General features: G+C 71.6%; 23 protein-coding genes. 11 read left to right on the forward strand and 12 right to left on the reverse strand.

Annotated features, from left to right (window positions below; all coding sequences use genetic code 11):
- Positions 1 to 71 precede the first annotated feature (71 nt).
- Positions 72 to 926, forward strand: a complete 855-nt coding sequence (locus P0Y48_13680) for a tryptophan-rich sensory protein (GenBank protein WEK13490.1) — start codon at positions 72 to 74, stop codon at positions 924 to 926.
- On the opposite strand, the gene P0Y48_13685 is transcribed toward P0Y48_13680, so the two are convergent.
- Positions 895 to 1,950, reverse strand: coding sequence for a LacI family DNA-binding transcriptional regulator (locus tag P0Y48_13685; GenBank protein WEK13491.1), 1,056 nt, complete (start codon positions 1,948 to 1,950; stop codon positions 895 to 897). The genes P0Y48_13680 and P0Y48_13685 overlap by 32 nt on opposite strands.
- A 71-nt stretch (positions 1,951 to 2,021) precedes the next feature.
- On the opposite strand from P0Y48_13685, the gene P0Y48_13690 reads away from it, so the two are divergent.
- Positions 2,022 to 3,539 carry an alpha-L-arabinofuranosidase C-terminal domain-containing protein gene (locus tag P0Y48_13690; GenBank protein ID WEK13492.1) on the forward strand — a complete coding sequence of 506 codons (1,518 nt, stop codon included), beginning with the start codon at positions 2,022 to 2,024 and terminating at the stop codon, positions 3,537 to 3,539.
- Between the two features lie 174 nt (positions 3,540 to 3,713).
- Here P0Y48_13690 and P0Y48_13695 read toward each other — a convergent pair whose 3' ends face one another.
- From P0Y48_13695 to P0Y48_13710, 4 genes are all read right to left on the reverse strand, one after another.
- The gene (locus P0Y48_13695) at positions 3,714 to 5,939 is read right to left on the reverse strand and encodes a glycoside hydrolase family 3 N-terminal domain-containing protein (protein WEK15086.1); all 2,226 of its coding nucleotides are present in this window, start codon (positions 5,937 to 5,939) and stop codon (positions 3,714 to 3,716) included.
- 88 nt (positions 5,940 to 6,027) lie between these two features.
- Positions 6,028 to 6,936: a carbohydrate ABC transporter permease gene (locus P0Y48_13700; GenBank protein ID WEK13493.1), complete on the reverse strand. Its 909-nt coding sequence runs from the start codon at positions 6,934 to 6,936 to the stop codon at positions 6,028 to 6,030.
- The gene (locus P0Y48_13705) at positions 6,933 to 7,952 is read right to left on the reverse strand and encodes a sugar ABC transporter permease (GenBank protein ID WEK13494.1); all 1,020 of its coding nucleotides are present in this window, start codon (positions 7,950 to 7,952) and stop codon (positions 6,933 to 6,935) included. Before P0Y48_13705 ends, P0Y48_13700 begins: the two co-directional genes overlap by 4 nt.
- 8 nt (positions 7,953 to 7,960) lie before the next feature.
- A complete protein-coding gene (locus tag P0Y48_13710; GenBank protein ID WEK13495.1) occupies positions 7,961 to 9,250 on the reverse strand; it encodes an extracellular solute-binding protein in 1,290 nt (429 codons plus the stop codon).
- A 124-nt stretch (positions 9,251 to 9,374) separates the two neighbouring features.
- Here P0Y48_13710 and P0Y48_13715 point away from each other — a divergent pair, with 124 nt between their 5' ends.
- A complete protein-coding gene (locus P0Y48_13715; GenBank protein WEK13496.1) occupies positions 9,375 to 10,373 on the forward strand; it encodes a LacI family DNA-binding transcriptional regulator in 999 nt (332 codons plus the stop codon).
- Here the strand turns inward: P0Y48_13715 and P0Y48_13720 are convergent.
- Positions 10,339 to 11,517 (reverse strand): ROK family transcriptional regulator, encoded by a 1,179-nt coding sequence (locus P0Y48_13720; protein WEK13497.1) that lies wholly within the window; start codon positions 11,515 to 11,517, stop codon positions 10,339 to 10,341. The two genes, P0Y48_13715 and P0Y48_13720, sit on opposite strands and share 35 nt — an antisense overlap.
- A gap of 166 nt (positions 11,518 to 11,683) precedes the next feature.
- On the opposite strand from P0Y48_13720, the gene xylA reads away from it, so the two are divergent.
- Together xylA and xylB are read left to right on the forward strand one after the other, a co-directional pair.
- Positions 11,684 to 12,883 (forward strand): xylose isomerase, encoded by a 1,200-nt coding sequence (xylA, locus tag P0Y48_13725; GenBank protein WEK13498.1) that lies wholly within the window; start codon positions 11,684 to 11,686, stop codon positions 12,881 to 12,883.
- Positions 12,884 to 12,888: 5 nt separating this feature from the next.
- Entirely contained in the window at positions 12,889 to 14,172 is a 1,284-nt protein-coding gene (xylB, locus tag P0Y48_13730) for a xylulokinase (protein ID WEK13499.1), read from the forward strand.
- Between the two features lie 27 nt (positions 14,173 to 14,199).
- Here xylB and P0Y48_13735 read toward each other — a convergent pair whose 3' ends face one another.
- Complete coding sequence (locus P0Y48_13735) at positions 14,200 to 14,925, reverse strand: GMP synthase (GenBank protein WEK13500.1); 726 nt, start codon at positions 14,923 to 14,925, stop codon at positions 14,200 to 14,202.
- A gap of 138 nt (positions 14,926 to 15,063) precedes the next feature.
- Between P0Y48_13735 and P0Y48_13740 the strand changes: the two genes are divergently transcribed.
- Genes P0Y48_13740 through P0Y48_13755 form a run of 4 tightly spaced genes read left to right on the forward strand, consistent with a single transcriptional unit; the run spans position 15,064 to position 20,415 of the window.
- Complete coding sequence (locus tag P0Y48_13740; GenBank protein ID WEK13501.1) at positions 15,064 to 15,705, forward strand: sigma-70 family RNA polymerase sigma factor; 642 nt, start codon at positions 15,064 to 15,066, stop codon at positions 15,703 to 15,705.
- Positions 15,695 to 16,159: a hypothetical protein gene (locus tag P0Y48_13745; protein ID WEK13502.1), complete on the forward strand. Its 465-nt coding sequence runs from the start codon at positions 15,695 to 15,697 to the stop codon at positions 16,157 to 16,159. The genes P0Y48_13740 and P0Y48_13745 overlap by 11 nt, the downstream gene beginning before the upstream one ends.
- 33 nt (positions 16,160 to 16,192) lie before the next feature.
- Positions 16,193 to 17,860, forward strand: a complete 1,668-nt coding sequence (locus tag P0Y48_13750) for a S8/S53 family peptidase (protein ID WEK13503.1) — start codon at positions 16,193 to 16,195, stop codon at positions 17,858 to 17,860.
- A 59-nt stretch (positions 17,861 to 17,919) separates the two neighbouring features.
- The gene (locus tag P0Y48_13755; GenBank protein WEK13504.1) at positions 17,920 to 20,415 is read left to right on the forward strand and encodes a CHAT domain-containing protein; all 2,496 of its coding nucleotides are present in this window, start codon (positions 17,920 to 17,922) and stop codon (positions 20,413 to 20,415) included.
- A 689-nt stretch (positions 20,416 to 21,104) separates the two neighbouring features.
- Here P0Y48_13755 and P0Y48_13760 read toward each other — a convergent pair.
- A complete protein-coding gene (locus tag P0Y48_13760) occupies positions 21,105 to 21,854 on the reverse strand; it encodes a LysR substrate-binding domain-containing protein (GenBank protein ID WEK13505.1) in 750 nt (249 codons plus the stop codon).
- Positions 21,855 to 21,885: 31 nt separating this feature from the next.
- On the opposite strand from P0Y48_13760, the gene P0Y48_13765 reads away from it, so the two are divergent.
- Positions 21,886 to 22,284 carry a DUF1304 domain-containing protein gene (locus tag P0Y48_13765; protein ID WEK13506.1) on the forward strand — a complete coding sequence of 133 codons (399 nt, stop codon included), beginning with the start codon at positions 21,886 to 21,888 and terminating at the stop codon, positions 22,282 to 22,284.
- Between the two features lie 58 nt (positions 22,285 to 22,342).
- On the opposite strand, the gene P0Y48_13770 is transcribed toward P0Y48_13765, so the two are convergent.
- From P0Y48_13770 to P0Y48_13785, 4 genes are all read right to left on the reverse strand, one after another.
- The gene (locus P0Y48_13770) at positions 22,343 to 22,930 is read right to left on the reverse strand and encodes a thermonuclease family protein (GenBank protein ID WEK13507.1); all 588 of its coding nucleotides are present in this window, start codon (positions 22,928 to 22,930) and stop codon (positions 22,343 to 22,345) included.
- A 204-nt stretch (positions 22,931 to 23,134) separates the two neighbouring features.
- Positions 23,135 to 23,542, reverse strand: coding sequence for a transferase (locus tag P0Y48_13775; protein ID WEK13508.1), 408 nt, complete (start codon positions 23,540 to 23,542; stop codon positions 23,135 to 23,137).
- Between the two features lie 38 nt (positions 23,543 to 23,580).
- Positions 23,581 to 24,675: a bifunctional glycosyltransferase family 2/GtrA family protein gene (locus tag P0Y48_13780; protein ID WEK13509.1), complete on the reverse strand. Its 1,095-nt coding sequence runs from the start codon at positions 24,673 to 24,675 to the stop codon at positions 23,581 to 23,583.
- 5 nt (positions 24,676 to 24,680) lie between these two features.
- Positions 24,681 to 25,622: a phosphodiester glycosidase family protein gene (locus tag P0Y48_13785; protein WEK13510.1), complete on the reverse strand. Its 942-nt coding sequence runs from the start codon at positions 25,620 to 25,622 to the stop codon at positions 24,681 to 24,683.
- Between the two features lie 189 nt (positions 25,623 to 25,811).
- Here P0Y48_13785 and P0Y48_13790 point away from each other — a divergent pair, with 189 nt between their 5' ends.
- A complete protein-coding gene (locus P0Y48_13790; protein WEK15087.1) occupies positions 25,812 to 26,420 on the forward strand; it encodes a YitT family protein in 609 nt (202 codons plus the stop codon).
- Positions 26,421 to 26,431: the final 11 nt, after the last annotated feature.

The raw sequence follows: 26,431 nt of genomic DNA on the forward strand, positions 1-26,431 counted from the left end.
TGCGCTAGCGGTGCGAGGGCGTCGTCGCAAGGGTCTGTCGAGCCGCGGCGGAGGCGCCTACGCTCGCTGTCATGAACCAGCGCTCTGACATCCTGCGCCAGGTGGCGGTGATCTCCGCGGTGTCGTTCATGATCGTCGCGGCGATGGTCGGCACCGGCTTCTTCGGCGGCACGAACGTGCGTGATCTGCAGGGCGGTGCGCTCGACGCGGATGCCACGGTGCTCGCGCCCGACCGGCCCGCCTTCGGCATCTGGTCGGTCATCTACGCCCTGCTCATCGCCTACGCCGTGTGGCAGGCGCTCCCCGGCCAGCGCGCTCGGCACCGCCAGCAGGCGGCGGGCTGGTGGATCGCGCTGACGGCCGTCCTCAACGGTGGCTGGCTGCTGGCCGCGCAGTTCACGACGCTCCCGGTCACGGTACTCGCCATCGTGGTGCTGCTGGTCGCCCTCGGGGTGACGCTGCGCGTGCTGACGCGCGTGCCGCAGCGGACCGTCGCCGATGTCGTCTTCATGGACCTCATGGTCGGGCTCCACCTCGGGTGGGTGGCGCTGGCGACCGTCGCGAACGTGACGGCATGGCTCACCGCCGAGGTGGCCCCCGCGTCGTGGGCGGATGCCGCGGTGCCCGTCGCCGTAGCGGTGCTCGCCGTGGTCGCCATCGTCGGCGCCGCGGTGGCGTGGGGCACCGGCGGTCGCCTTGCCCCGGCGCTCGCGATGGCCTGGGGTCTCACGTGGATCGGTGTCGCCCGCGCGACCGGCGAGCCCGCGTCGATGCCGATCGCGGTGGCGGCGTGGGTGGCGGCGGCGATCGTCCTTCTCGCTCCCGTGATCGTGTGGGCGACGGGACGCGGGCGCGGAGAGCTGAGCGGTCTCGGCGCGGAGCGACGCGACGGTCTCAGGCGGAGCCGCGCCGCACGAGTCGCGTAGGGAACTCGGAGTCGCCGGCCGAGGCCGGTGTCGCGTCGACGATCGCGGCGGCGGTGCGCACCGCCGCCGCGGCCATCTCGCGGATGGGCTGACGCACCGTCGTGAGCGGCGGCGAGAGCCATGCCGCGGCGGGAATGTCGTCGAAGCCGACGACGAGCACGTCGCGTCCCACGACGAGTCCCGTGTCGGCGGCCGCCCGGTACACGCCGACGGCCATCTCGTCGGAGCACGCGAACACGCCCACCACGACGCCGTCGGCGGCGGCGCGGGCGAGCGCGGGTCGCGCCGCTTCCCGCGCCTGATCGGCGCCCCACGAGGCGCGCACCCGTTCGACGGTCGGCAGACCTGCGCCGTCCGGCACGCCCGCGGCGCCCGGCACGACCGCGGCACGGATCGTCCCGGCTGCCGTCAGGCCGCCGAGGAAGCCGGCCACCCGGTCGCGCCCGAACCGGTACGACGGAGCGCCTTCGACGACGAGGATCCGGTGCACTCCCCGGTCGAGCAGCAGCCGTGCTGCGTCCTGCACCCCGGTGGGGTCGGTCGACCGCACGGACGGCAGAGGATGCCGTGGCTCCCCGCGCGGGTCGAGAAGCACCACCGGTATGCCGACTGCGCTGACCGCCGCGAGCTGTCGGTCGGTGGGCTGGAGGAGGCCGAGGATCGCGGCCGGCGGTCGCCGCGCGCGCAGACGCTCGGGCCAGTCGTCGTCGGGGTCCTCGCGCTCGGCCGTCAGCACGAGGTCGAAGCCGAGGCGGGTGGACTCGGCGCGCGCGCCCGCGATGACCTCGTCGGCCCACGCGCCGTCGACGTGCGACAGGACGAGATCGAGGAGGGTGTCGGCGCGACGGCCCGGGCGCCCCCTCGCTGTCTGCGCGCGGTCGTAGCCCATGCGCTGTGCTTCACGGGCGACGCGGCGGCGCGTATCGGGCGACATCTCGCCGATTCCGCGTAACGCGCGGGATGCCGTGGCCACGCTCACCCCGCATGCGGCGGCCACGGCGGCGAGAGTGGGGCGCGACGGCATCCTCTATTTTTGCGCAAAGTGCTGGTGTCGGTCGACCTGGTTTGCCACGGTGGGGTCGGGAAGGGAGTGCCATGACCACCGCGCACGCCGTCGTCGACCTGGACGTCACTGGAGACACCATCAGCCGGCACCTGTACGGACACTTCGCCGAGCACCTCGGCCGGTGTATCTACGGCGGCTTCTGGGTGGGGGAGGACTCGGCCATCCCGAACGTGCGCGGCATCCGCACCGATGTCGTCGAGGCCCTCCGCGCGCTGCGCATCCCGAACCTGCGCTGGCCCGGCGGCTGCTTCGCCGACGAGTACCATTGGCGCGACGGCGTCGGTCCGCGACAGGACCGCCCGACGATGGTGAACACGCATTGGGGCGACGTCGTCGAAGACAACGCCTTCGGCACGCACGAGTTCATGGACCTGTGCGAGATGCTCGGGGCGGATGCGTACGTGAACGGCAACGTCGGCAGTGGCACGGTGCAGGAGATGAGTGAGTGGGTCGAGTACCTCACCCGCTCCGGCGACAGTCCCATGGCCCGCCTACGCCGACAGAACGGGCGCGACGAGCCGTGGACGGTGGCGTTCTGGGGCCTCGGGAACGAGGCCTGGGGATGCGGCGGCCACATGACGCCGGAGTACTACACGTCGCTCGCGCGTCGCTACGCGACCTTCTGCCGCGACCATGACGGCAATCGCCTGACGAGGATCGCGGCGGGCGCCGCCGACGACGACGTGCGCTGGACCCACGCGCTCATGTCGTCGGCCGTGTCGTCGAACACCCCCGACCCGCAACCCTCTCCGTATCAGGCGATCTCGTTCCACTACTACACGCATGCCGGCACCGGCATACAGCGCGAGTCGGCGACGGAGTTCGACCGCACGCAGTACTTCCGCACCGTCGCGCACGCGACCGGCGTCGAGCGGGTCATTTCGGCGCATGAGGCCGTGATGGACGCCTACGACCCCGAGCGGCGCATCGGTCTCGTCTGCGACGAGTGGGGCACCTGGTGGACCGTGGAGCCGGGCACCAACCCCGGCTTCCTCTTCCAGCAGAACACGGTGCGCGACGCGCTCGTCGCCGGCATCCACTTCGACGCGTTCCACCGGCACGCCGCGCGGCTGAGGATGGCGAACATCGCGCAGACCCTCAACGTGCTGCAGGCCATGATCCTCACCGACGACGACGGCGGGCTCGTGCTCACCCCGACCTATCACGTGTATGAGATGAACTCTCCGCACCACGACGCCGCCCTCGCGCCGTCGCACGTGATCCAGACGCCCGTCGTCGCCGTCGACGGCGACGATCTGCCGCTCATCTCGCTGTCGGCCTCCACGCGGGAAGGCGCGGGCCTCGTCTCGATCACCCACGTGGGCGTCGATGAGCCGATCGACCTCGCCGTCGACCTCCGGGGCCGCGCGGCGCGCGTCACGCGGGCGCGGGTGCTGACGGGCCCGGATGCCGCGGCGCACAACACGCCCGAGGCTCCCGCCGCCGTGGCCCCGGCCCCGCTGGCGGCCGCTGTCGACGCCGACGGCATCCTGCGGCTGACGCTGCCGCCGCACGCATTCGCCACCGTGGAGCTCGCGCTCGACTGAGCCCCCGCCCCGCCGGTCGTTGAGCGAGCGCAGCGAGACGAAACGCAGCGCGCAGCGAGACGAAACGCCGCCCGCTTCCCCGCCCCCCCCCGGTCGTTGAGCGAGCGCAGCGAGACGAAACGCAGAGCGCAGCGAGACGAAACGCAGAGCGCAGCGAGACGAAACGCGTCCGACTCAGCGGCGCACCGTGACCGACGCGATGCGCGCGTCGGCGGGGGTCACTACGTGCACCTCGCCCGTGAGAGCGACGACGGTCTCGGCGTCTCGTGCCTCGCACGACGGTCCGACCCACAGCTCGACGTCGCCCGGCTCCACGACGCGGCGTCCGTCGCGGCCGGTGAAGGCGAACCGCGTCGGCGGCACGTCGAACGACACTGTCGCCTCCTCGCCCGCCTCGAGCGGGACGCGGGCGAAGGCGACGAGTTGGGCGACCGGGCGCGTGACGCTCGCGAACGCGTCGCGGGCGTACAGCTGCACGACATCGGTGCCGGCGCGGGCGCCCGTGTTCCGCACGCGCACACTCACGGTGAGCGGTGCGCCGGCCGCCGACTCGGTCGGGGCGGTGAGCTCGTCGTGCGTGAAGGTCGTGTACGACAGGCCGTGGCCGAAGGGGAGCGCGGGTGTGCTGTCGGCGCTCGTGATCTCGTTCGGGCCGCCCAGGAACGGGTGGAGATACGTGTAGGGCTGCGCGCCGACGGAGCGCGGAAGGGAGACGGGGAGGCGTCCCGACGGGGATACGCGGCCCGTCACGATGTCGACGAGCGCCGTGCCGCCCTCCTCACCAGGGAAGAACGCCTGCAATGCCGCCGCGACGGGTCGCTCGCCGGTCAGTGCCCCGTCGATCGCGTAGGGCCTGCCGGAGAGCACGACGAGCACAACCGGGGTGCCGGTCGCCTGCACGTGCTCGATGAGCTCGCGCTGCACGCCCGGAAGCTCCAGCGACTCGGCGTCGTTCCCTTCGCCGACCGTGCCGCGGCCGAACAGGCCGGCGCGGTCGCCGACGACGACGATCGCGACGTCGGCACCGCGCGCGGCGGCCTCCGCCTCGTCGAAGCCCGACCGGTCGTCGCCCTCCACGTCGCACCCGTACGCGCGCACGACGCGATCCTCGCCGAGCGCGTCCGACAGGGCCGCGGCGAACGTCGGGATCTCGAACCCGAACGGCACTCCCGGGTGGTGGGCGAGCACGTGGTTGGCGAACGAGTAGCACCCCATGAGCGCTTCGGCGCTGTCGCCGTTGGGACCGATCACCGCGACGCGTCCAGGCTCTCGCAGCGGCAGCGTGCCGTCGTTGGTGAGCAGAACGATCGAGGAGGTCGCGAGCTCCCGCGCCACCTCGCGGTGTGCGGGGGAGTCCAGGTCGATGGCGGTCGGCGCGTCGTCGAAGGTCTCGTCGAGGAGCCCCAGCTCGTCCTTCTGGGCCAGCACGCGCACGACGGCGCGGTCGATGACCTCGAGGTCGATGCCGCCGGAGCGCACGAGGTCGAGGAGAGGTCCCGCGAACGCGTCGCCCGTCGGCAGTTCGACGTCGATGCCCGCTTCCAACGCGAGCCGGGCGGCGTCGCCGAGGTCGCTCGCCACCGCGTGCATCGTGTGGAGGAAGGCGACGGAGAAGTAGTCCGAGACGACCACGCCGTCGAATCCCCACTGCGCGCGCAGCAGATCCGTGAGGTAGGCGGGGGTGGCGGCCACCGGCATCCCGTCGATCTCGGCGTAGGAGTTCATGACCGAGCGCACCCCGCCGTCGCGCACGGCCATCTCGAACGGGGGCAGGAAGACGTCGGCGAGCTCGCGGGGACCGGCGTGGACGGGGGCGTGGTTGCGGCCGGCCTGCGATCCCGAGTACCCGACGAAGTGCTTCAGCGTCGCGTGCACGCCCGCGTCCTGCAGACCGCGCACGTACGCCGTCCCGATGACGCCGACGAGGTACGGGTCTTCCCCGATGCACTCGTCGACCCGACCCCAGCGCGGGTCGCGGATGACGTCGAGCACGGGTGCCAGACCCTGATGGATGCCGAGGGTGCGCATCGACTCGCCGATCAGGCGCCCCATGCGGTCCACCAGGTCGGGGTCGAACGCCGCGCCCCACGCGAGCGGCGTCGGGAAGGTCGCCGCCTTCCACGCCGCGAGGCCCGTCAGACATTCCTCGTGGACGATCGCCGGGATGCCGAGGCGCGTCTCCTGCACGAGCCGGCGCTGCTCTCCCCAGAGCCACGCGGCACGCTCGATCGGATCGACCGGACGGGTGCCGTACACGCGCGTGAGGTGGCCGATCCCGTGGGCCGAGGCATCCTCGTAGCGGGTGGAACTCGCCATCTCGCCGGCCATGGGCGCCACGAGGTCGTCGCCCTGGTCGACCCAGTAGCCCACGAGTTGGGCGAGCTTCTCCTCGATGCTCATGCGGGCCACGAGGTCGGCGACGCGGGTCGAGACGGCAGGGGTGGTCAGGGTCACGGTACGGAACTCCTTGAGGGGAAGGCGGGAGGGCTCAGCCCTTGACGGCGCCGGTGAGGCCGCCGACGATGCGGCGTTCGAACAGGCTGAAGAACACGAGGGCGGGGATCATCGACAGCGACGTGAAGGCGAGCACCTTGGCGGTGTCGACGGAGTACTGCGACGAGAACGCCTGCACCCCCAGCGGCAGCGTGTAGGTCGCTTCGTTGTTGAGGATGAACAGGGGCAGCAGGTAGCTGTTCCAGCTCCCGATGAAGGCGAGGATGCCGACGGTGATGACGCCGGGCACCGACAGGGGCAGCACCATCCGCCAGAAGAAGCCCAGCCGGCTGCATCCGTCGATGAAGGCCGCCTCCTGGATCTCGTCGGGGATCGCGCGCAGGAACGGGACGAGGATGATGATCGTCGTCGGCAGCGCGAACGCGATCTGGGGCAGGATGATGCCGCCCAGCGAGTTCATGAGGCCGAGGTCGCGGATCACGATGTACAGCGGGGTGATGGCCACCGTGATGGGGAACATCAGGCCCGCGGCGAACAGTGCGTACAGCGCGCCGCGCCCGCGGAAGCGGTAGCGGGCGATGACGTAGCTGGCCATCAGCCCGAGGGCGACGACCCCCGCCGTGGTGGCGGTCGCCGCGATGACGGAGTTGAGTACCTGGCCCCAGAACTGCGGTCCGGTGAGCACCGTGAGGTAGTTCTCGATGTTCCACGGGTCGGGCCACCCTGCCGGGTCGACGGTGATCTGCGAGTTGGATCGGAAGCCGCCGATGATGATGTACAGCACGGGGGCGAGCATCAGTGCGATCACGATGAGCGCCACGAAGTAGACGAGGGGATTGCCCCAGGGCAGCTTCTCCCTCGTGCGCCGGTGTCGCCCGCCCGTGACGAGAGCGACGGTGTCGGTGGAGGCGGCGGGGGATGCCGGTGCGGTGACGGAGGTCATCGGCCCTTCTTCCCTTCCGTGAGGGCGCCCTCGGTGTCGCGCCGGAGCACGAAGCGCTGGTAGATGAGGGCGACGATGAGCGAGATGACGAAGATGACGACGGCGACCGCGTTGCCGAAGCCGAAGTTGCCGGCGTTGCGGCCGTTGACGACCATGTAGGTCGCCATCGTCGAGGTGCCCGCGGTGGACGCGACGTACTGGCCCCAGATGATGTAGACGAGGTCGAACAGCTGCAGGGCGCCGATGATCGACAGGAACGCCCAGATGCGCAGCGTCGGCGCGAGCAGCGGCAGCGTGATGCGCCAATGGGTCTGCCAGTAGCCGGCGCCGTCGAGCGCGGCCGCCTCGTAGAGCTCCTCGGGAATGCCCTGGAGGCCGGCGAGGAAGAGGATGACGGCGAATCCGACGTACTTCCACGTGAGGATCGCCATGAGGGTCCAGATCGCGATCGACGGGTCGGAGATCCAGTCCTGCGTGAATGCGCCGAGACCGAGGCCTTCCAGCATCCCGTTGAGCGCTCCCTGCGTCTGGAGCATGAGGCCGAAGCCCGTGCCGACCACGACTTCGGCGATGACGTACGGCACGAAGATGAGCACGCGGATGATCGACTGTCCGCGCATGCGGCGGTTCAGCAGGAGCGCGAGCAGCACGGCGACCGGACCCTGCAGGACGATCGAGGCGATCACGATGAAGCCGTTGTGGCCGAGCGCTTCGAGGAAGGTCGGATCGGTGATGATCGTCAGGTAGTTCTGCAGCCCGACGAAGTCGGTGGGCGGACCGTAGCCCTGCCACCGGAAGAAGCCGTAGTAGGCCGCCATCGCGACGGGGAAGATGACGAAGCCGAGGAAGATCAGGAGCGCCGGTCCGACGAGGAGGGCGATCTCCAGCCGGCCGGTCCAGCCGATTCCTCGCGGACGGCGGCGCGGCGAGGGCGGGGGCGGCGTGTGGCCGCCCCCGCCGTGCTGCGCGAGATCCGTCTGCGGCGCGGGCGTCACAGATGTCTCGCTGAGGGTCATGGTCCCGGTCAGCCCTTCTTGGCCGCGTCGGCGACCGACTGCATCATCTGCTCGGGCGTGCTCTTGCCGGCCAGGAGGTCGACGACGGCCACGTTGAGCGCGTTGCCGACGTTCTGTCCGAGCACGGTGTCGAGCCACTGCGAGACGAACGGTGCCTTGTTGTAGGCCTCGAGCACCTGCTTCAGGTAGTCCTCCTGCACGGCGCTCTGGGCGACCGTGTTGACCGGCGGGGCGCTGAAGGCCTCGTAGTACGCCTTCTGCTGGTCGGCGGAGGCGATGAAGTTGAGGAAGTCGGCGCACTCCTTCGGGGCCTTGGCCGAGCACGAGTAGCCGTCGACGCCGCCCATCATCGAGCCGGGTTCACCGGCACCGCCGGACAGCTCCGGGAAGGGGAACCAGGCGAGGTCGGGAAGCGGCTTCTCGTCGGGGGTGAGCGAGGCGATCACGCCCGGGTCCCACGCGCCCATGAGCTCCATCGCCGCCTTGTGATTGGCGACCAGGCCGGCGGAGCTTCCCGCGCCCTGCTGTGCGGAGGTCGTGAGGAAGCCTTCGTTGAACGGCTCGATGGCGGCGAAGTCGGCGAGGTCCTGCGCGGCCTTCAGCCAGCAGGCGTCGCTGAAGTCCTTCGAGTCGCCGGTGGCCTCGATCGTGGCCGGGGCGCACTCGCGGAGCGCGAAGTTGTAGTACCAGTGCGCAGCGGGCCACGCATCCTTCGCGCCGAGCGCGATCGGGGCGATCCCGGCATCCTTGAGCGAGCCGACGACGCTCTTGAGCTCGTCCACGGTCGTGGGCGTCGCGGTGACGCCGGCCTCGTCGAACAGGTCGGAGGCGTACCAGAAGCCCGACGGCAGCACCGCTAGCGGCATCGCCCACACCTTGTCCTGGTAGGTCTCGGCCTTGAACGATCCCTCGGAGATCTCGCTGCGGGCCGTGTCGCTGATGAGGTCGGTCAGGTCCATGAGCTGGCCGGCCTGCACCATGGCGGTCATCTTGCCGCCGCCGCGCTGCAGGAAGATGTCGGGCGGGTCGCCCGCGTTGAGGGCTGTCTGGAGCTTGCCGTCCATGTCCTCGTTCTGGACGGACTGCATCTTGATGGTGACGTTGTCGTTCTCGGCCTCGAAGGCCGCGATCGCGTCTTTCCAGAACTGCTGGCCGGGTCCGGTGGTGGAGTTCTGCCAGAGGGTCATCTCGACCGGTCCGCCCTCCGCCGTGGGTTCACCGCCCCCGCCGCAGGCGCTCAGCGCGAGTGAGCCGGCGACCAGGAGCGATGCTCCGGCGAGGATCTTGTGGGCTTTCATGTGATTCCTGTTCTCTTCGTCGAGTCGGCATCCCGGCGGTGCAGCCGGTCGCATAAGTTTCTAAACACAACAAAACGGTGTCAAACGTTTTCGAAACCGTTTTCCAAAACGCTAAGGTGCTCCCATGAGTCAACGCAGACCGACCATCCACGACGTGGCCGACCGCGCCGGCGTCTCCGTGGCCACGGTCTCCAAGGCGATGAACGGGCGATACGGCGTCGCCACCGAGACGGCCGACCGTGTGCTGCGGGCCGTCGCAGAGCTCGGCTACGAGTCGAGCCTCATCGCCCGGAGCATGCGCTCGCACCGCACGGGTGTGATCGGCGTGCTCGTCGCCGACTTCGAGCCCTTCAGCGCCGAAGTGCTCAAGGGTGTCGGCGAGGCGCTCCGCGACTCCCGCTACGACCTGCTCGCCTACACGGGCTCGCGCGGCGACGAAGACGGCTGGGAGAGGCGGTCGCTCTCCCGCCTCAGCGGCACCCTCATCGACGGCGCGATCATGGTCACCCCCACCGTCGTCAACGTCAGCACCGAGGTGCCGCTCGTCGCGGTCGACCCCCACGCGGGGCCCGCCGATCTCCCCATCGTCGAGTGCGACAGCTTCGGCGGCGCACGCGAGGCCACCCACTACCTCATCGAACTCGGTCATCGCCGCATCGGCTACATCGCCGGTCGCGCCGACCTGCGCTCCTCGATCGCCCGCGACGCCGGGTACCGACGAGCGTTGGCGGATGCCGGCATCCGCTTCGATCCGGCCTACGTCGGCGCGGGGCGCTACCAGGAGGCCACCGTGCGCGAGGTGGCGATCGACATGCTGTCGGCGCCCGACCGGCCCACCGCGATCTTCGCCGCCAACGACATCTCCGCCCTGGCGATCCTCCAGGTCGCCGCCGAGCTGCACCTCGACGTCCCGCGAGACCTGTCGATCGTCGGCTTCGACGACATCCCGGAGGCCACGCGGCTCGCGACACCCCTCACGACCGTGCGTCAGCCGATGGGGAGGCTCGGCGCCGAGGCGGCGGGTATGCTCTTGGCGCTCCTGCGCGGCGAGCAGCCGGAGGTGACCCACCTGCGGCTGCCGACGAAACTCATCCCGCGGGCGACGACGGCTCCGCCGCGCTGATCGGGTCGCGCAGGAGGTCGCCGAACGCGGCCTCCGCCGCGCCGATCAGCAGGCGATCCTCACCTAGAGCGGCCGGCAGGATCACGACATCGGCGGCGTTGGCGGGCATGGACTGCGCCCGCACGAGAGCGGTGAGCTCCTCCAGCCCCGCCGTGGCGAGGGTCGCGAGGAAGCCGCCGAGCACGACGACCTGAGGATTGAGCACGTTGACGGCGTTCGCCAGCGCCGTCGAGAGGATGCGCCGCTGGCGATCGACCTCGTCGGCGACCGCGGCGGACACGTCGGCGGCGAGGGCGGCGGCGAGGGTCGGCTCGTCGGCGGAGGAGAGGCCGACGGCATCCAGCAGGCGGGAGCGGCTCACCTCGTCCTCGAGCACGCCCCCGGGCGCACGCCGGTCGCCCGCGTCGGCGATGCCCGGACGGTTCTGCCCGAACTCGCCCGCGTAGCCGCCCGCGCCGCTCACCGGCATCCCATTGACGATGAGGCCGCCACCGATGCCGCTCGCGCCGCCGTTGAGGTAGACGGCGTCGTCGACGTCGACCGCGGCGCCGAACAGGTGCTCCGCGAGGGCGCCCAGGCTCGCGTCGTTGGCGACGGAGGTGCGGATGCCGGTGGCCACCTGGATCTGTTCGCGCAGGGGGGCGTCGGCCCAGCCGAGGTGCGGCGCTTCCCGCACGAGGCCGTCGTCGCGGCGGACGAGGCCGGGCACCGCGACGCCGATCGCGACGATGCGGGCGCTCGCGAGGTCGCCCGCGCGCCACGTGTCGAGCTGGGCGGTGACGAGGGCGACGGTGGTCTCGGGGGTGGGTGGTGCGGGCACGTCGATGCGCACGCGCGCGGCGATCCGCCGGTCGAGACCGACGGCGGCGATCGTCACGGCATCCACCTCGGGGTTGACCGCCAGGGCGAGCACGCTCGGGTCGGCGGAGACGAGGGGCGAGGGCCGGCCGACGCGGCGGCTCGGGTCGGGTGCACGCTCCACGACGAGGCCTTCGTCGACGAGCTCGCCGACGAGATCGGCGATGGTCGAGCGGTTGAGGCCGGTCGCCTCGGTCAGTGCGGCGCGCGAGAGGGGGCCGCCCCGGTGCACGAGCTGCAGCAGCCGGGCGAGGTTGGTCTGCCGCACGCCCACCGTCTCACGCATCCGTCCACTGTAGAGCGCGCGAGGCTTTTGTTGCGTCGTTTCCGAAATGCGCGCGCCGCGGGAGGGCGACGGACGATACGACGGTGAGCGGCACTGGACGGATGCCTCATCCGCGGTATAGGTTGTAGACCACAACAATTCCCCGCACGTCGCGCAAAGGAGCGTCATGCCCACTTCCTCCACCGGTCCGACCCCGGCAGACAAGTTCACCTTCGGACTCTGGACCATCGGCTACAACGGCACCGATCCGTTCGGCGGACCCACGCGACCCCCGCTGGATGTCGTGCACGCCGTCGAGAAGCTCGCCGAGCTCGGTGCGGCCGGCCTGACCTTCCACGACGACGACCTCTTCCCGTTCGGCTCGACCGACGCCGAGCGTCAGAAGCAGATCGACCGCCTCAAGGGCGCCCTCGCCGACACCGGCCTGATCGTGCCGATGGTGACGACGAACCTCTTCAGCGCGCCCGTCTTCAAGGACGGCGGCTTCACCTCCAACGACCGCGACGTGCGCCGCTTCGCCCTGCGCAAGGTGCTCCGCCAGATCGACCTGGGCGCGGAGCTCGGCGCCCAGACCTTCGTCATGTGGGGCGGCCGCGAAGGCGCCGAGTACGACTCCGCGAAGGACATCCGCGCCGCCCTCGAGCGCTACCGCGAGGCCGTCAACTTCCTCGGCGACTACGTCGTGAGCAAGGGCTACGACCTGCGGTTCGCGATCGAGCCGAAGCCCAACGAGCCGCGCGGCGACATCCTGCTGCCGACCGTCGGCCACGCCCTCGCCTTCATCGAGTCGCTCGAGCGTCCCGAGCTCGTCGGCCTCAACCCCGAGGTCGGCCATGAGCAGATGGCGGGCCTCAACTTCGCCGCGGGCATCGCGCAGGCGCTGTACCACGGCAAGCTCTTCCACATCGACCTCAACGGTCAGCGCGGCATCAAGTACGACCAGGACCTCGTCTTCGGCCACGGCGACCTCCACAACGCCTTCGCCCTCGTCGACCTGCTGGAAAACGGCGGACCCGACGGCGGCCAGGCCTACACGGGCCCGCGGCACTTCGACTACAAGCCGAGCCGCACCGAGGACGAGACCGGCGTGTGGGACTCCGCCGCGGCCAACATGCGCACCTACCTGCTGCTGAAGGAGCGGGCGCAGGCCTTCCGCGCCGACCCCGAGGTGCAGGAGGCGCTCGCCGCCGCGCGCGTCGCGGAGCTGTCGCAGCCCACGTTCGCCGAGGGTGAGACGTACGACGACTTCGTCGCCGACCGTTCGGCCTACGAGGACTTCGACGCCGACGCCTACCTCGGCGGCAAGGGCTTCGGCTTCGTCCGCCTGCAGCAGCTCGCGACGGAGCACCTGCTCGGAGCGCGCTGACCCGCATGGCACTCGTGATGGGCGTCGACAGCTCGACGCAGTCCTGCAAGGTCGTCGTCGTCGACACCGCCACCGGGGCGATCGTCCGCGAAGGGCGCGCCCGCCACCCCGAGGGGACGAGCGTCGACCCGGATGCCTGGTGGGTCGCCCTCCAGGAGGCGATCACTGCGGCCGGCGGTCTCGACGACGTCGCGGCATGGTCGATCGGCGGGCAGCAGCACGGCATGGTCGCCCTCGACGCCGAAGGGCGGGTCGTCCGCGACGCGCTGCTGTGGAACGACACGCGCTCCGCCGGTGCCGCGGCCGATCTCGTCGCCGAGTTCGGCGCCGACGATCTCGTTGCCCGGACGGGGCTCGTGCCCGTGGCATCCTTCACCATCACGAAGCTCCGCTGGCTGCGCGACCACGAGCCGGAGAACGCGGCGAGGGTGGCGGCCGTCGCCCTTCCGCACGACTGGCTCACGTGGCGCCTGCGCGGGTTCGGTCCCGAGCGACCCGAGCTCGACGAGCTCGTGACCGACCGTTCCGACGCGTCCGGCACGGGCTACTGGCGGCCCGCCGACGACGCCTACGACCGTGAGCTGCTCGTCGCGGCCCTCGGCCACGACGCGATCCTCCCGCGGGTGCTCGGACCGCGGGAGTCGGTCACCGATCCCGAGGGCCGCCGCGTCGCCCCGGGTGCGGGCGATAACGCGGGCGCGGCCCTCGGGGTCGGTGCGCGGGTGGGCGACGTCGTCGTGTCGATCGGCACGAGCGGCACCGTCTTCGCGATCAGCGAGGAGCCCGTGCGCGACCCGTCCGGCACGATCGCCGGCTTCGCCGACGCCGACGGACACTTCCTCCCGATCGTCGTCACCCTCAACGCGGCGCGCGTGCTCGACGCGGTCGGACGCCTCCTCGGCGTCGATCACGCAGAGCTGTCGCGCCTCGCGCTCGCCGCTCCGGCGGGCGCCGACGGACTCACGCTCGTGCCGTACTTCGAGGGCGAGCGCACCCCGAACCTGCCGGATGCCACGGCATCCCTCAGCGGGATGACCCTCGCCTCGACCACCCGCGAGAACCTCGCGCGCGCCGCCGTCGAGGGCATGCTCCGTGGACTCGGCGCGGGGCTGGATGCGCTGCGCGAGCAGGGCGTTCCGATCGAGCGGGCGCTGCTGATCGGCGGCGGCGCGCAGTCCGAAGCGGTGCGCCGGATCGCGCCGGATGTGCTGGGCGTTCCCGTCGAGGTGCCGGAGCCCGGCGAGTACGTCGCGCTGGGCGCGGCGCGGCAGGCGGCGTGGGTGGCCTGACGGCCGCTCTCAGAGAGACGGCCGGTCTCAGAACGTCTGCGCGAATCCGCGGAGGATGCGCGCGGGCTCGGTGAGGGATGCCGCGAGCACCCGCCCGGCGATGGCGTCGTAGTCGGAGGCCGCGAAGTACCCGTCGTCGCGGTAGACGGCCATCCGCTCGGTGAAGGCGCGGCCCGTGGGCTCGGGGTGGAACTGCGTCGCGTACAGGTGGTCGCCGACGCGGTAGGCCTGCACCGGGCACGTGTCGTTCGTCGCGAGCAGCACCGCCCCCTCGGGGAGCCGGCCGGTGCCCTCCTTGTGGGCCGTGAGGGCGGCGAACGTATCGGCGAGGCCGCCGAAGAGCGGGTCGCTGCCGGCATCCGTCGTGAGGGTGACGCTGGTGGGTCCCGTGTCCTCGGGGTACGCGCGCGTGACCTCGCCGCCGAGCGTGCGGGTGGCGACGCCGATGCCGTAGCAGGTGAAAAGGGCGGCGAGCTCGCCGGAGGCCGCGGCCGCTGCGATACGGGACAGGTCGGCTTCGAGGCGGCGCTGCACGTCGGTCTTCGTCGACTCCGGGTCGGTGACGTTGAAGGGGCTGCCGCCGACGACGACGCCCCGCCAGCGCTGGGCGGCATCCGCCGGGAGGGGGTCGGTGACGAGGTCCCACCGCTGGAGGCTCTCCTCGTCCAGGCGCATGGCGCTGCGGAACGACTCGTACTCGGCGGCGGCCGCACCGCGCTGCGGACGGACGCAGAGGTAGGCGAGCGGACGCATGGCCCGAGTCTAGGCGGGCGCGGGCGGACGGGGCCAGGCTGACGACGGTGCGCGGTCGCGCCCGACGGATTTCCTGCGAACCGGATGTATCAGGCGGGCGCTGGCCTCACTCCTGTGTGTGTGGCCACAATGGGCGGTATGACTGCAACCGACCCGTCGCACGTGCGGGACGACCCCGACGACGACGGGCGGCCGTCGGGCGACCCGTCGATCTGGGACCGCGCAGCCTCGGCGTTCGCGCGCTGGCGCGGCGGCGACACACGCGCGATGGACGATCTCGTGCGGACCATGACGCCCGTCCTGTGGCACGTCGTGCGCGCCTACGGGCTCGAGAGCGCGCTCGCGGAAGACGTCGTGCAGACGACGTGGCTGACGCTCGTGCGGCGCCACGACAGCATCGCCGAGACGCGCGCCGTCGCGGGATGGCTCACGACGTGCGCCCGCCGTGAGGCGTGGCGCACGGCGAAGGCGCACCAGCGTGTGCGGCCCACCGAGGATGCCGAGATCGAACCCCATCTGCCGGTCGACGTGTCGGCCGAGGAGCGCGCACAGCTCGCCGACAGCGACACGCGGCTGTGGCGGGCGGTCGGCGGCCTCGACGAGAGGTGTCGCCGGCTGCTGCGGATCGTGGCTTTCGAGGAGCGACCCGACTACGCGCACATCGCGCAGGACCTCGCGATGCCGGTCGGGTCGATCGGCCCCACACGACAGCGTTGCCTGGCGAAGCTGCGTACTGCGCTGACCGCCGACGGATGGACAGGAGACGCCGATGAGCGCTGAAACCGACGCCGAACTGTTCCGGGCGCTGCGGCGCACGTGGGAGGAACTCGATCCGGTGCCCGCCGACCTGGTCGACCGCATGGTCGCCGCTGTCGCCACGGCCGATCTGTCGCGCGAGTACGCGCTGCTCACGCTCGTCACGGCGACGGAGCTGGCCGCGGTCCGCGGCGACGCCGACGCGCTGACGATGCAGTTCAGCGACGGCACCGCGAGCGTGCTCGTGCATGTCGTTCCCGCCGCAGACGGGTTGCGGCGCGTCGACGGCTGGGTCGACGCGCCGGCCGCGTCGGTCGAACTGGAACAGGACGAGCGCACGTGGACGACCGCGGCCGAGCACGGCCGATTCGCCTTCGAAGACATCCCGGCCGGCATGACGCGGTTGCGCATCGTGCTGACCGACACGACGGATGCCGGCACGCCCGCCGAACTGCGCACGCCGCGGTTCGAGGTGTGACCGGTTCCGGAACACACGAGAGGAACTCCCCCCATGGTCGATGAGCGACGCGATTCGGACGGTCCGCTGCCGAAGGGATGGTCGTGGCGCGACCGCGCGCGGGGGTCGGTGATCACCGCGACGACGCTCGACCCGGGGTCGGAGCCTCTCGACGGCATCGAGGCGTTCCAGACCGTGTACGTGCCGCACCGTCTGCTCGTGAGCCTCGATCCCGACGACAAGGAGCTCGGCCGCGAGGGCGGTCCGTTCGACCGTGTCCGCGGTGCGGCGCGGGCGTTCGGGTGGGGTGTCGTGCCGGAGCTGCTCGACGGCTCCGACGTCGACGGCGAGCTTCCCGCCGCGCGGCTCCCCGGCGCACCCCGAGTGTTGCGGGTGCGGCTCACCACGCCCGACGAGAAGACGCGCGGCATCTCCCCGGCGCTCCCCGATGCGTGGCGCGTGCTGCAGCAGGTGCGGCGCGACGCGATGCGGCAGGCGGTGCGCGGACGCGACGGGGAGGTGGATGTCGCGGCGACGCTGCGCGCCGCCGGAGTGGACCGCGTCGGCCTCGATCACGTGCTGACGGTAGACCCGATCGGCGTGAATCCCTTCACGAAGACGAACCCGTACACGAAGACGAACCCGTACACGAAGACGAACCCGTACACGAAGACCAACCCGTACACGAAGACCAATCCCGTCGGCGAATACGCCGAGGGCGGGTCGGGCGGGCGTCAGCCGGTCGCCTGGGTCGGGGCGGCTCCTCGACGCACCGACGTCGCGCCGGGTTGCCGCCGCGCCGTGGTCGCCGTGCTCGACACGGGGGCGGGCGTCCACGCGTGGCTGCCCGACGACATCGTCGATCGGCACGTGACCGTCGACGGGCACGTGATCGGTCTCGACGACGAGGCGAACCCCGAGATCTACCCCGACCTGTACGGTCCGCTCGACGGCGAGCTCGACGACGTCGCCGGCCACGGCACCTTCATCGCCGGCATCGTCCGTCAGGCCGCCCCGGATGCCGACATCCTCGCCATCCGGGTCGCCGACGCGCTCGGCATGGTCGAGGAGTCGAACCTGCTGGCCGTCATCGAGGATCTCGGAGTCCTCGTCCATCGGCACGTCCACGGCGAGGAGGGCGGGCGCCCGATCGACGTCGTGAACCTCTCGCTCGGCTACTACCACGAGACCCCGGAGGACGGGCTCTACACCCGCGACCTCTACGACCTGCTCGCGGTCCTCCGCAGCCTCGGCACGACCGTCGTCGTCTCGGCGGGCAACGACGCCATCGACCGCCCGTCGTTTCCGGCCTCGCTGTGGCCGTGGCCCGGATCCGACAACGGCATCGAACCGGATGCCGGTGCGCCGCACCTCTCGGTCGGTGCGCTCAACCCCGACCGCCGCACGACCGCCCTCTTCTCCAATGTCGGACCCTGGGTGGCGACGTATGCGGAAGGAGCGGCTGTCGTGAGCACCCTGCCCGACTTCTACGGCGGCATCCAGGCCTCGGCGCGCGACGACCAGTACGAGCGCGAGCGGATGACGATCGGTCCGGAGGACTTCCGCGGTGGCTTCGCCGTCTGGAGCGGCACGTCGTTCGCCGCGCCGCTCGTGGCCGGGCGGATCGCGGCGGAGCTGGCGCCGCCGGTCGAGCCGGGGCCGCCGGAGAAGGAGATCCCCGCGGTGCGAAACGTCGTCGAGGGGGTGCTCGGCGCGGGCTGAGCGGGCAGTCCCGGTCCCGCGGCATCGCGCCGAAGGCCGAGTCACGGCATGCTGAGGGAGTGACCCCCTCCGCCGACGAGCTCTACGCGCGTGGGCGCGAGCTGTCGGCGCAGCGCCGGTACGCCGAAGCGGCGGATGTCCTCGCGGATGCCGCGGCCGCTGCCGCCGACCCGGATCTGGCCGCGCGGATCATCGGCACCCGCGCATTTGCGCTCACGCAGATCGGCGACGCCGAGACGGGGGAGCGGACATGTCGCGCGGCCCTCTCCGATGAGCGGATCGGCGCCCACACGCGTGGTGTCCTGGCCGGTCAGCTGGGCAGCGTGCTCGTCCACCAGGGTCGGCTCGACGAGGCGATCGAGTGGCTGGGGCGAGCGATCGACACCATCCCGGACGATCCCCTCGCCGTCGCCAATCTGCGGGTCAATCGCAGCCTCGTGCACATGCAGCGTCGGGACCTTGCCGCGAGCTTCTCCGATCTCGAACGGGCGCTCGCCGTGTACACGGAGCACGGGACCGCGGCCGACATCGCCGAGACGCAGCACAACCTCGGGTACACGGCGCTCCTCGCCGGCGACCTCGTCCGCGCGATGCGCGAGATGAGCGCCGCGCGTCCTGTGCTGGCCGATCTCTCCCCCGCCAATGCGGCGATCAGCGACAGCGACCGCGCTGAGGTGCTCCGCGACGCGGGGCTCGTCACCGAGGCCGAGCGGCTTCTCGAAGCGGCGGCGACCGCGTTCGGAGCCGACGGGATGCCGCAGGCCCGCGCCGAGGCGGAACTGCACCTCGCCGCGTCTCTCCTGCGCCACGACCCGGCGCGGGCCGAGTCGGTGGCGCGGGTCGCGGCGGACCGGTTCACCGAGGTGGGTTCCGCGTCGTGGGCGGCGCGTGCCGACGGCATCCGTCTCCGCGCGCTTCTGTCGGGCGGGGCGATGGACCGCGCCGGCCGCATCGTCGCCGACGTGGACGACAGGGTCGACGAGGCCGAGGTCGATGGCGTCGCCCGTCGCCTCACGGGGGCGGGGTTCGCGAACGAGGCGACGGCGCTGCGCCTGGCCCGCGAGCTGTGGCGTGCCCGCACGGGACGGCCGGCGGCCCGGATGCCGCGCGTCGCGCCGACATCGTCGCTCGAGGTGCGGCTCCTGGCGCACGAGGTGCGCGCGGCCCGCGCCGTCCGCGTCGTCGGGGCTGCGGCGCACCGCGGCGATGCGCCTTCGGCGGCGGAGCGGCACGCGGCGGCGGGACTCGACGAACTCGCGACGTGGCAGTCGTCGTTCGGCAGCCTCGATCTGCAGACGTCGGTGGCGATGCACGGTCAGGGTCTGCTGCTGACGGGCATCGACGCGGCGGTCGCGTCGGCGCGTCCGGAGCGGGTGTTCGCCTGGTCGGAGCGGGCGCGCCAGCTCAGTCAGCAGGTGGTGCCGCTGCGGCCACCGCCCGATCCGGAGCTGGCGGCCGACCTCGCCAAACTCCGCATGCTGCGCGCGGACCTCCCGGGAGCGGACTGGCTGTCCGACCCGCGGGCCGTCGCCCTCGGTGATCGTGTGCGCCACCACCAGTGGACGCGCACGGGGGCCGCCGATGTCGAAGAGCGACTCGACCTCGCGGTGGTGCAGCAGCGACTAGATGCCGCCACCGCGGTGCTCGCGTATGTCTTCGGGAGTGCGGGTCTCGCCTGTCTCGTCGTGACCTCCGCTGACGCCGTGCTCGTCGGCCTGCCGGGGTGGTCGGAGGCCCGTGCGGCGCTGCCGGGGCTGCGCGCGGACCTCGATATGGCGGCGTCCGTGCGGACCGGCCCCATGAGCCACGTGATCCGGCGGTCGCTGTCGGGGCGCCTCGCCGACCTCTCCCGCGCGCTCGTCGAGGAGCCGCTGCGCCGCGCAGGCGACCGTCGGCTCGTGCTGACGACGCCGGGCGTGCTCGCGGGCGTGCCGTGGAGCATGCTGCCCGCCTTCGTCGGTCGCACCTTCACCCTTGCTCCGTCCGCGTCGCGCTGGGCGCGTACTCGGCTCCGGGCACCCCGTACGGCCGGGTTCGCCGCCGGTCCGCGCGTCGCGCGTGGCGGTGAGGAGATCGCGGTCGCCGCGGCCGCGTGGGATGCCGCCCGCCGCCTGCCGGCCGACGCAGCGACCGTCGCGAGCGTCACCGAACTGGCGCGCGACGTCGACGTCCTCCACGTCGCGGCGCACGGTCGGCACGCGGCCGACAACCCGCTCTTCTCGGGGCTCGAGCTCGCCGACGGCATCCTTTTCGGGTACGACATCGACCAGGTGCGGCCCGTGCCTCGCACCGTCGTGCTCTCTGCCTGCGAGGTGGGGCGGTCATCGGTGCGATGGGGTGAGGAGGCGATCGGCATGACGCGCGCGTGGATGCACGCGGGAGCGGATTGCGTCATCGCCGCCCCGGTCGTCGTCGCAGACGATGACGCGTGCGAACTGCTCGGCGCGGTGCATGAAGGACTTGCGGCCGGCACCGTGCCGGCGGAGGCGCTCGCCGCCGCGCAGCGCTCGACCGGCATCGTGGCGCCCTTCCAGTGCCACGGCAGCGGCTTCTGACGCGCTCGCGTCCGGTCGTTGAGCGAGGAGCGGTGCGGCGTTTCGTCTCGCTGCGCTCGCTCAACGTCCGGGGGTGGGGGGTTCTGGTCGTTGAGCGAGGAGCGCAGCGACGAGACGAAACGTCGATCCGGGGAGGTGGCGGCGGAGGGTTCTGGTCGTTGAGCGAGGAGCGCAGCGACGAGACGAAACGTCGATCCGGATGCGGCGTTTCGTCTCGCTGCGCTCGCTCAACGACCGAGGGGGTGGCTGGGGTTCCGGTCGTTGAGCGAGGAGCGCAGCGACGAGACGAAACGTCGATCCGGATGCGGCGTTTCGTCTCGCTGCGCTCGCTCAACGACCGAGGGGGTGGCTGGGGTTCCGGTCGTTGAGCGAGGAGCGGAGCGACGAGACGAAACGTCGATCCGGGGAGGTGGCGGCGTTTCGTCTCGCTCCACCGCCCGGGGGACCACTTCCGCACCCGGGGAAGAAAAGTTCGCCGTTCGTGTATCAGCGAGGCACCGACCCGCTCCTGATCAATGAACGACCTGATGACGCCCGCATGGGGATGCGATCGTCGTCCCCGGGGGGGATCACCAGGATGTTCAGAAGACCGGGTACGCACTCTGGGGGGAGGGCCGGATCTTCGGGCCGGCGGGGTCGGGGGGCACCGCCGGCCCCTCGTCTGTCTGCGGTGTCTCGCCTGTCCGACGTCAGCCGCGGGAGGAGTTCGCCGTGCGCCCGCGGACGATGCCGACGAACGTGTCGACGAGCGGCGACGGATCTGCCGACGGCCAGGCGAGTGCGACCGTCGACGTGGGCGCATCGCGCAGCGGCCGGTACTCCACGTCCTTGCGCTGGTGTAGCCGGGCGAGCGACATCGGCACGATCACGACGCCGACGCCCGCAGCCACGGTCGCGATGGCATCCGCTGTCGTCTCCGGAGGCGCGAAACGGGGAGCCTCCGCCCCCGGCACGTCCACGTGGAGTACGTCGTCACCGGGAACGATGACCACCTCACCGGCGAGGTCGTCGAGGCCGAGCTCGTCGACGGCGGTCAGATGCGACTCGGCCGCGCACACGACCACCGGCACCTCGTCATAGAGAGCGATCACGTGGAGACCCTCGCGATCGACCGGCAGCCGCACGAGGGCGGCATCGACGGCACGGGATGCCACGGCCTCCCGCTGCTCGGACACGGACACGGCCACGAGCTCCAGTGCCGTCTCCGGCATCCGTTCCTGCCAGATGTCGATCCATTTGCCCGGCGTCGTGCCGGGAACGGCGCCCAGGCGGAACGGCCCCACGGGGACTGCCGGGACGGCCGCCGGCGGAGGCGGTGTCGGACGCGTGCGCTTCTTGGCGGCCGGGGCAGCCTTCGACGTCGTCGAGCGTTGCGGTTTCGCGGGCCGCGAGGGCTTCGGGGGGCGGCGCCCGCCCTTCGATGCGCGTCCGGCAGCCATGCAGCCAGCGTAGTCGCGCTATCGTCGGGCTATGGTGCCGATCATCGCGACGATCGCGGCCTCGCTGGCCGCGCTGCTCCACGTGTACATCTTCGTCATGGAGAGCATCCAGTGGACGCAGCCCAAGGTGTGGCGTCGCTTCGGGGTGGCCGACCAGGCCGCCGCGGATGTCACGAAGCCGATGGCGTACAACCAGGGCTTCTACAACCTGTTCCTCGCCATCGGTGCGATCATCGGGCTCGCGCTCTTCTGGGCGGGCGGGTCCGACGCGGCGGGCGACGTCGCCGGACGCACGCTCGTGCTGTTCAGCCTCGGGTCGATGCTCGCGGCATCCCTCGTGCTCGTCACCTCCGGCGCCAAGTACCTGCGCCCGGCGCTCGTGCAAGGAACCCTCCCGCTGATCGGTTTCGTGCTCTTCCTCTTCGCCTGACGTTCGGCAGCGCTTCGCCCTGCGTTTTCCGCGGCCGGTCCGCCCTCGCGGGCACACGTCAGCACGACCCCCACTGGCCGATGGATGCCGCGCGTGCCGCCGTCTCCGTTTCGGCGAACAGGTCGGCGTGCGTCGTGTTCGGCGGCACCGTCAACGCGCGCGCATCTCCCGAGGCCACCAGCCGGTGGTTGACGAACGTGCCGTCATCGGTCCACAGGTAGAGCAGCACGCGGTCGTACCGGTCGCGCGGCTCCCGATCGGTGGCCGCCCACACGCGTGAGCCCTCGGGGAGCAGCCGACGCAAGTGTTCCCGCGCCTCGTCGGCGCCGCACTCCACCGTCGGGGTTCCTTCCGGCGTGTCGATCCCGATCAAGCGCACGCGCACGGTGGCGCCGTCGGCGAGCACGTCGCCGGGCCCGATGACGGTCGCCCCCGTCGTGGTCGCGCGGATCGTGTCGCCGTCGGACACGTGCGCAACCGTGAGCCCGAAGGCGTCGGCCGGCCGAGGTGGCACGTCGGCCGACGGTGTCGTCACCGGCCTCGCCTCGCCGCCGCCCAGCGTTCCCGAGGCGATGACGAACCAGAGCGCCCCGGCCAGCACGACGGCGATCGCCACGGCGGACACGGCCGTTCGGGTGCGTTTCACCCCCGAACCCTAGCCGGTGCGCGGCGCCCGCTGCGGGCAACTCCTTCGATCGGTGCCCTCAAGGCTCCGGAAGGGCCCGAGAGCCCCTTCGCCGCCGAGTTCGAAGGAGTTAGCCACACACCCGGCTTGCCACGCGCCGCGGCGGAGCCACACGCCTCGGCGGAACCACACACCACACGCCGGCCCAGGCCCGGGCCGCGCGGCTCAGGCCGCGAGGTGCAGCCCGCGCCGGTCGGTCGCGACGGCCTCGCCATCGGCGATCGACTCGTCGTCGCCGATCAGCGACCCTCCCGCGACACGCGCGTTCGCGCCGACGAAGGCGCGGACGCCGATCTTGGCGCGCGGCCCGATGGCCGCTCCCGGTCCGATGTGCGCGTGGGGCGCGATCTCGACGTCGGGGCCGATGACGGCATCCGGTTCGATCCAGGCGCCGCGGCCGATGTGCGCGCCCGCGGCGATCTGTGCTCCGGGTTCGACATAGGCTCCGGCTTCGACGAGCGCGCTCGCGTGTACCTTGGCCCCGTTCGCGATGAGGCCTCGACCGTTGACGTGCTTGCGGTAACGCAGCGTCTCGCCCCGGTCGTTCTCGATGTCGACGTAGTTCTTGCCCACTGGTCCTCCTGAGGGGGTAAACGCATGCAGGGGCATGGTCATTCCCGCACGGACAGCGGTTCTCGCGCCGCCGCGTACGCTCGTCCGGGGTCGGCCACCGGCGGAGCTGCGACGGGTGCGAAGACCACCGCCCGCTGCACGGCGAAGCTCACCGCGAACAGCGTCGCATCGGTGAGGATCTTCGCCGCCAGGAGGGGCACGCCGACATCGGCGAGCGCGGTGATCAGGCCGTAGCTGGCGATGAGCAGCAGCCCCGCGAGCGAGAAGTACCGGGCGGCGGCCGTGCGCACCGGGATGGTGCGTCCCGCCCCGAACACGAGCGACCGGTTGACGGCGAAGTTCATGCTCGCGCTCAGCACCCGCGCCGCCACGACCGAGAACAAGAGCACGCCCGTGACCGCGTGCAACACGAGGAGCGCGAGCGTGTCGATTCCGAAGGCGAGCACGGCGGATGCCGCGAACCGCGCCAGCGGTGCATAGATCCGGGCCGAGTCGGCGAGGGGCCGGAAGTGGCTCGATGCGTTCCCGTCGAGGTAGACGGTGGCGATCGGCACCTCCACGATGCCGAATCCGGCATCCCTGGCCCGTAGCAGCATGGCGAACTCGTACTCGAAGCGATCTCCGGGGACGCTCTGGAGCCACCCGAGCGCCGCGGCGGGGAAGCCGCGCAGGCCCGTCTGGGTGTCGGTGAGGCGCCTGCCCGTCGTCGCGCGGAAGAGCGTGCGCGTCACGACGTTGCCGACTCGGCTCCGTAGCGGCACGGCGCCGGCGAGGAACGTCCGGCTGCCGAGCACGATCGCGGGGCCTTCCGCGTCGGCGGATGCCAGCACCTCCGCGACCCGGCGGATGTCGTGGGCCGTGTGCTGTCCGTCGGCGTCGGCCGTGACGACGGATGCCGACGGCCACCGGCACGCGGCCTCCGCGAACCCGCTGCGCAGCGCCGCGCCCTTGCCGCGGTTGCGCGGGTGGCTCACGACGATTGCGCCGGCGTGGGCCGCAGCGGAGAAGACGGACGCGAACGCGGGACCCGAGCCGTCGTCGACGACGAGGACGGGACCGTCGGGCGCGAGCGCCGTCACGAGGTCCACGAGCCGGGCGTCGGGCTCGAAGGCGGGGATGAGGACGATGTGCATCCGGATCACCCCGCCAGGTAGAGGATGTCGCTCGTCGCGCGCTCGCCGCCGTTGGAGGGCTGATTGACCACCTCGCCGTTGAACCACATCTCGCTCGACCCGCCCCCGTCGAGGTTGTAGGCCGTCGTCGCGCCCAGCGACACCATGATGTCGGCCAGTTCGGTCATCGTGACGCCCCGGCTGTAGCCGGTGTCGCGGCCGTCGACCACGACGATCATCAGGTGGTTGTCGTCGATCACGCCGATCGCCGTGCGCGGCTGCTCGCCCTGGATCGAGTGGTTGCCGATGTTGGTGTCGATCTCGACGTCGTCGATGCCCGCGACGACGGCGCCGTCCTCGACGATCGCGGGTCCGAAGCTGAGGGTGTTCCAGGCGCCGTCGGCGAGCAGTTCCGCGGCCGTCGTCTCGGTCTCGTCGTAGACGGCGACCGATCCGTCCTCGTAGAAGACGAGCCCCTCGCGCGCACCCTGGTCGCGGTAGACGACGCCGTTGCGGATGACGATGCCGCTGTCGCGGAACCCGTAGTAGTCGCCGTTGACGGCGAACACGGCGCCGTTGTCGGTCGCGATGCTCGACACGAGATCGGTGATGTTCTCGCCGAACTGGTTCTGGGCGAACGCGCTCCGCAGGCGAGTCGCGTCGCCCAGCTCGACGTCGGCGACGTAGTACGTAACCGTGTCGTCGCCGGTGCCCTGCGTGTGCGTCGTGATCTCGATCGAGGCGTCGTCGGAGGTGTAGGTCGTGTCGGTGACCTCGGCGGGGGCGCTCGTGGTGGCCGACTCCGTCGCGGATGCCGTGGGGTTCTGTGCCGCTTCGTACGCGGCGACGTCGTCGACGACGACGTGGGGCACCACGAAGCGCTCGAGCGCCCACACCGTGCCGCCGGTCGCCGACAGCGCGACGACGAGACCGCCGGCGATGAGGCTGTGCTTCAGGCGCTTGTTCATGCCCGCCAGTGTCGCCGTCCCCGTGATGCGGCCCGTGTGGCCGGTCTAGGCGCCGTCTATGAACCCGACCGCGGTTCTCCGCGGCTGTCGTGATGCAGGATGGATGCCGTGACTTCCCCCGAGCCCGACTCCACCCCGGTCGTCGATGCGGCGGCGAGTGATCCCGACCCCACGACGGGTCCGTCGCTCGTGTTCGATGTGAAGGCGACCGAGCACAGTGTGGTCGAGGACGTGCTCGGCATCCTGACGGGGACGTTCGTCGCCTCGTTCGGGCTGCATCTGCTGCACGCGGCCCACGCGGTGACCGGTGGCACGGCGGGTCTGTCCCTCCTCCTCGGCTACGCCACCCCGTGGCCGTTCTGGGTGCTGTTCGCCGTCATCAATCTGCCGTTCGCCGCGCTGGCGGTGTGGAAGAAGGGCTGGGACTTCACGATCCGCACGGCGGTGTCGATCGCGCTGGTCTCGGCCTTCGCCGTCGTGCATCAGGCCTTCCTCCCGATCGTCGAGATCGAGCCGATCTACGCCGTCCTCGCCGGCAACCTGCTCGCCGGGGTCGGCGTGCTGATCCTGTTCCGTCACCGCTCCAGCGTCGGCGGCGTGCACATCATCGCCCTGCTGTTGCAGGAGCGCCTCGGCATCCGCGCGGGCTGGTCGCTCATGGTGTTCGACGTGCTCGTGATCGTCGCCGCGCTGCTGGTGGTGCCGTGGCCGATCGTGCTGCTGAGCGCCGCCGGCGCCGTGCTGCTCAACCTCGTGCTGGCCCTCAACCACCGCCCCGGACGCTACCTCGGGCACTGACGTCGTGACGC

Origin of the sequence: Candidatus Microbacterium phytovorans, from assembly GCA_029202445.1 — a bacterium.
Taxonomy (GTDB): Bacteria; Actinomycetota; Actinomycetes; order Actinomycetales; family Microbacteriaceae; genus Microbacterium; species Microbacterium phytovorans.

Bases quoted from the DNA above. Each gene is read 5' to 3' on its own strand.
- P0Y48_13735 (WEK13500.1), bottom strand. From the start codon at position 14,925: ATGCGTCCGCTCGCCTACCTCTGCGTCCGTCCGCAGCGCGGTGCGGCC.
- P0Y48_13710 (WEK13495.1), bottom strand. From the start codon at position 9,250: ATGAAAGCCCACAAGATCCTCGCCGGAGCATCGCTCCTGGTCGCCGGC.
- P0Y48_13715 (WEK13496.1), top strand. From the start codon at position 9,375: ATGAGTCAACGCAGACCGACCATCCACGACGTGGCCGACCGCGCCGGC.
- P0Y48_13720 (WEK13497.1), bottom strand. From the start codon at position 11,517: ATGCGTGAGACGGTGGGCGTGCGGCAGACCAACCTCGCCCGGCTGCTG.
- P0Y48_13705 (WEK13494.1), bottom strand. From the start codon at position 7,952: ATGACCCTCAGCGAGACATCTGTGACGCCCGCGCCGCAGACGGATCTC.
- P0Y48_13780 (WEK13509.1), bottom strand. From the start codon at position 24,675: ATGCACATCGTCCTCATCCCCGCCTTCGAGCCCGACGCCCGGCTCGTG.
- P0Y48_13765 (WEK13506.1), top strand. From the start codon at position 21,886: ATGGTGCCGATCATCGCGACGATCGCGGCCTCGCTGGCCGCGCTGCTC.
- P0Y48_13785 (WEK13510.1), bottom strand. From the start codon at position 25,622: ATGAACAAGCGCCTGAAGCACAGCCTCATCGCCGGCGGTCTCGTCGTC.
- xylB (WEK13499.1), top strand. From the start codon at position 12,889: ATGGCACTCGTGATGGGCGTCGACAGCTCGACGCAGTCCTGCAAGGTC.
- P0Y48_13685 (WEK13491.1), bottom strand. From the start codon at position 1,950: ATGCCGTCGCGCCCCACTCTCGCCGCCGTGGCCGCCGCATGCGGGGTG.
- P0Y48_13680 (WEK13490.1), top strand. From the start codon at position 72: ATGAACCAGCGCTCTGACATCCTGCGCCAGGTGGCGGTGATCTCCGCG.
- P0Y48_13690 (WEK13492.1), top strand. From the start codon at position 2,022: ATGACCACCGCGCACGCCGTCGTCGACCTGGACGTCACTGGAGACACC.
- P0Y48_13700 (WEK13493.1), bottom strand. From the start codon at position 6,936: ATGACCTCCGTCACCGCACCGGCATCCCCCGCCGCCTCCACCGACACC.
- P0Y48_13750 (WEK13503.1), top strand. From the start codon at position 16,193: ATGGTCGATGAGCGACGCGATTCGGACGGTCCGCTGCCGAAGGGATGG.
- P0Y48_13760 (WEK13505.1), bottom strand. From the start codon at position 21,854: ATGGCTGCCGGACGCGCATCGAAGGGCGGGCGCCGCCCCCCGAAGCCC.
- P0Y48_13740 (WEK13501.1), top strand. From the start codon at position 15,064: ATGACTGCAACCGACCCGTCGCACGTGCGGGACGACCCCGACGACGAC.
- P0Y48_13695 (WEK15086.1), bottom strand. From the start codon at position 5,939: ATGAGCATCGAGGAGAAGCTCGCCCAACTCGTGGGCTACTGGGTCGAC.
- xylA (WEK13498.1), top strand. From the start codon at position 11,684: ATGCCCACTTCCTCCACCGGTCCGACCCCGGCAGACAAGTTCACCTTC.
- P0Y48_13745 (WEK13502.1), top strand. From the start codon at position 15,695: ATGAGCGCTGAAACCGACGCCGAACTGTTCCGGGCGCTGCGGCGCACG.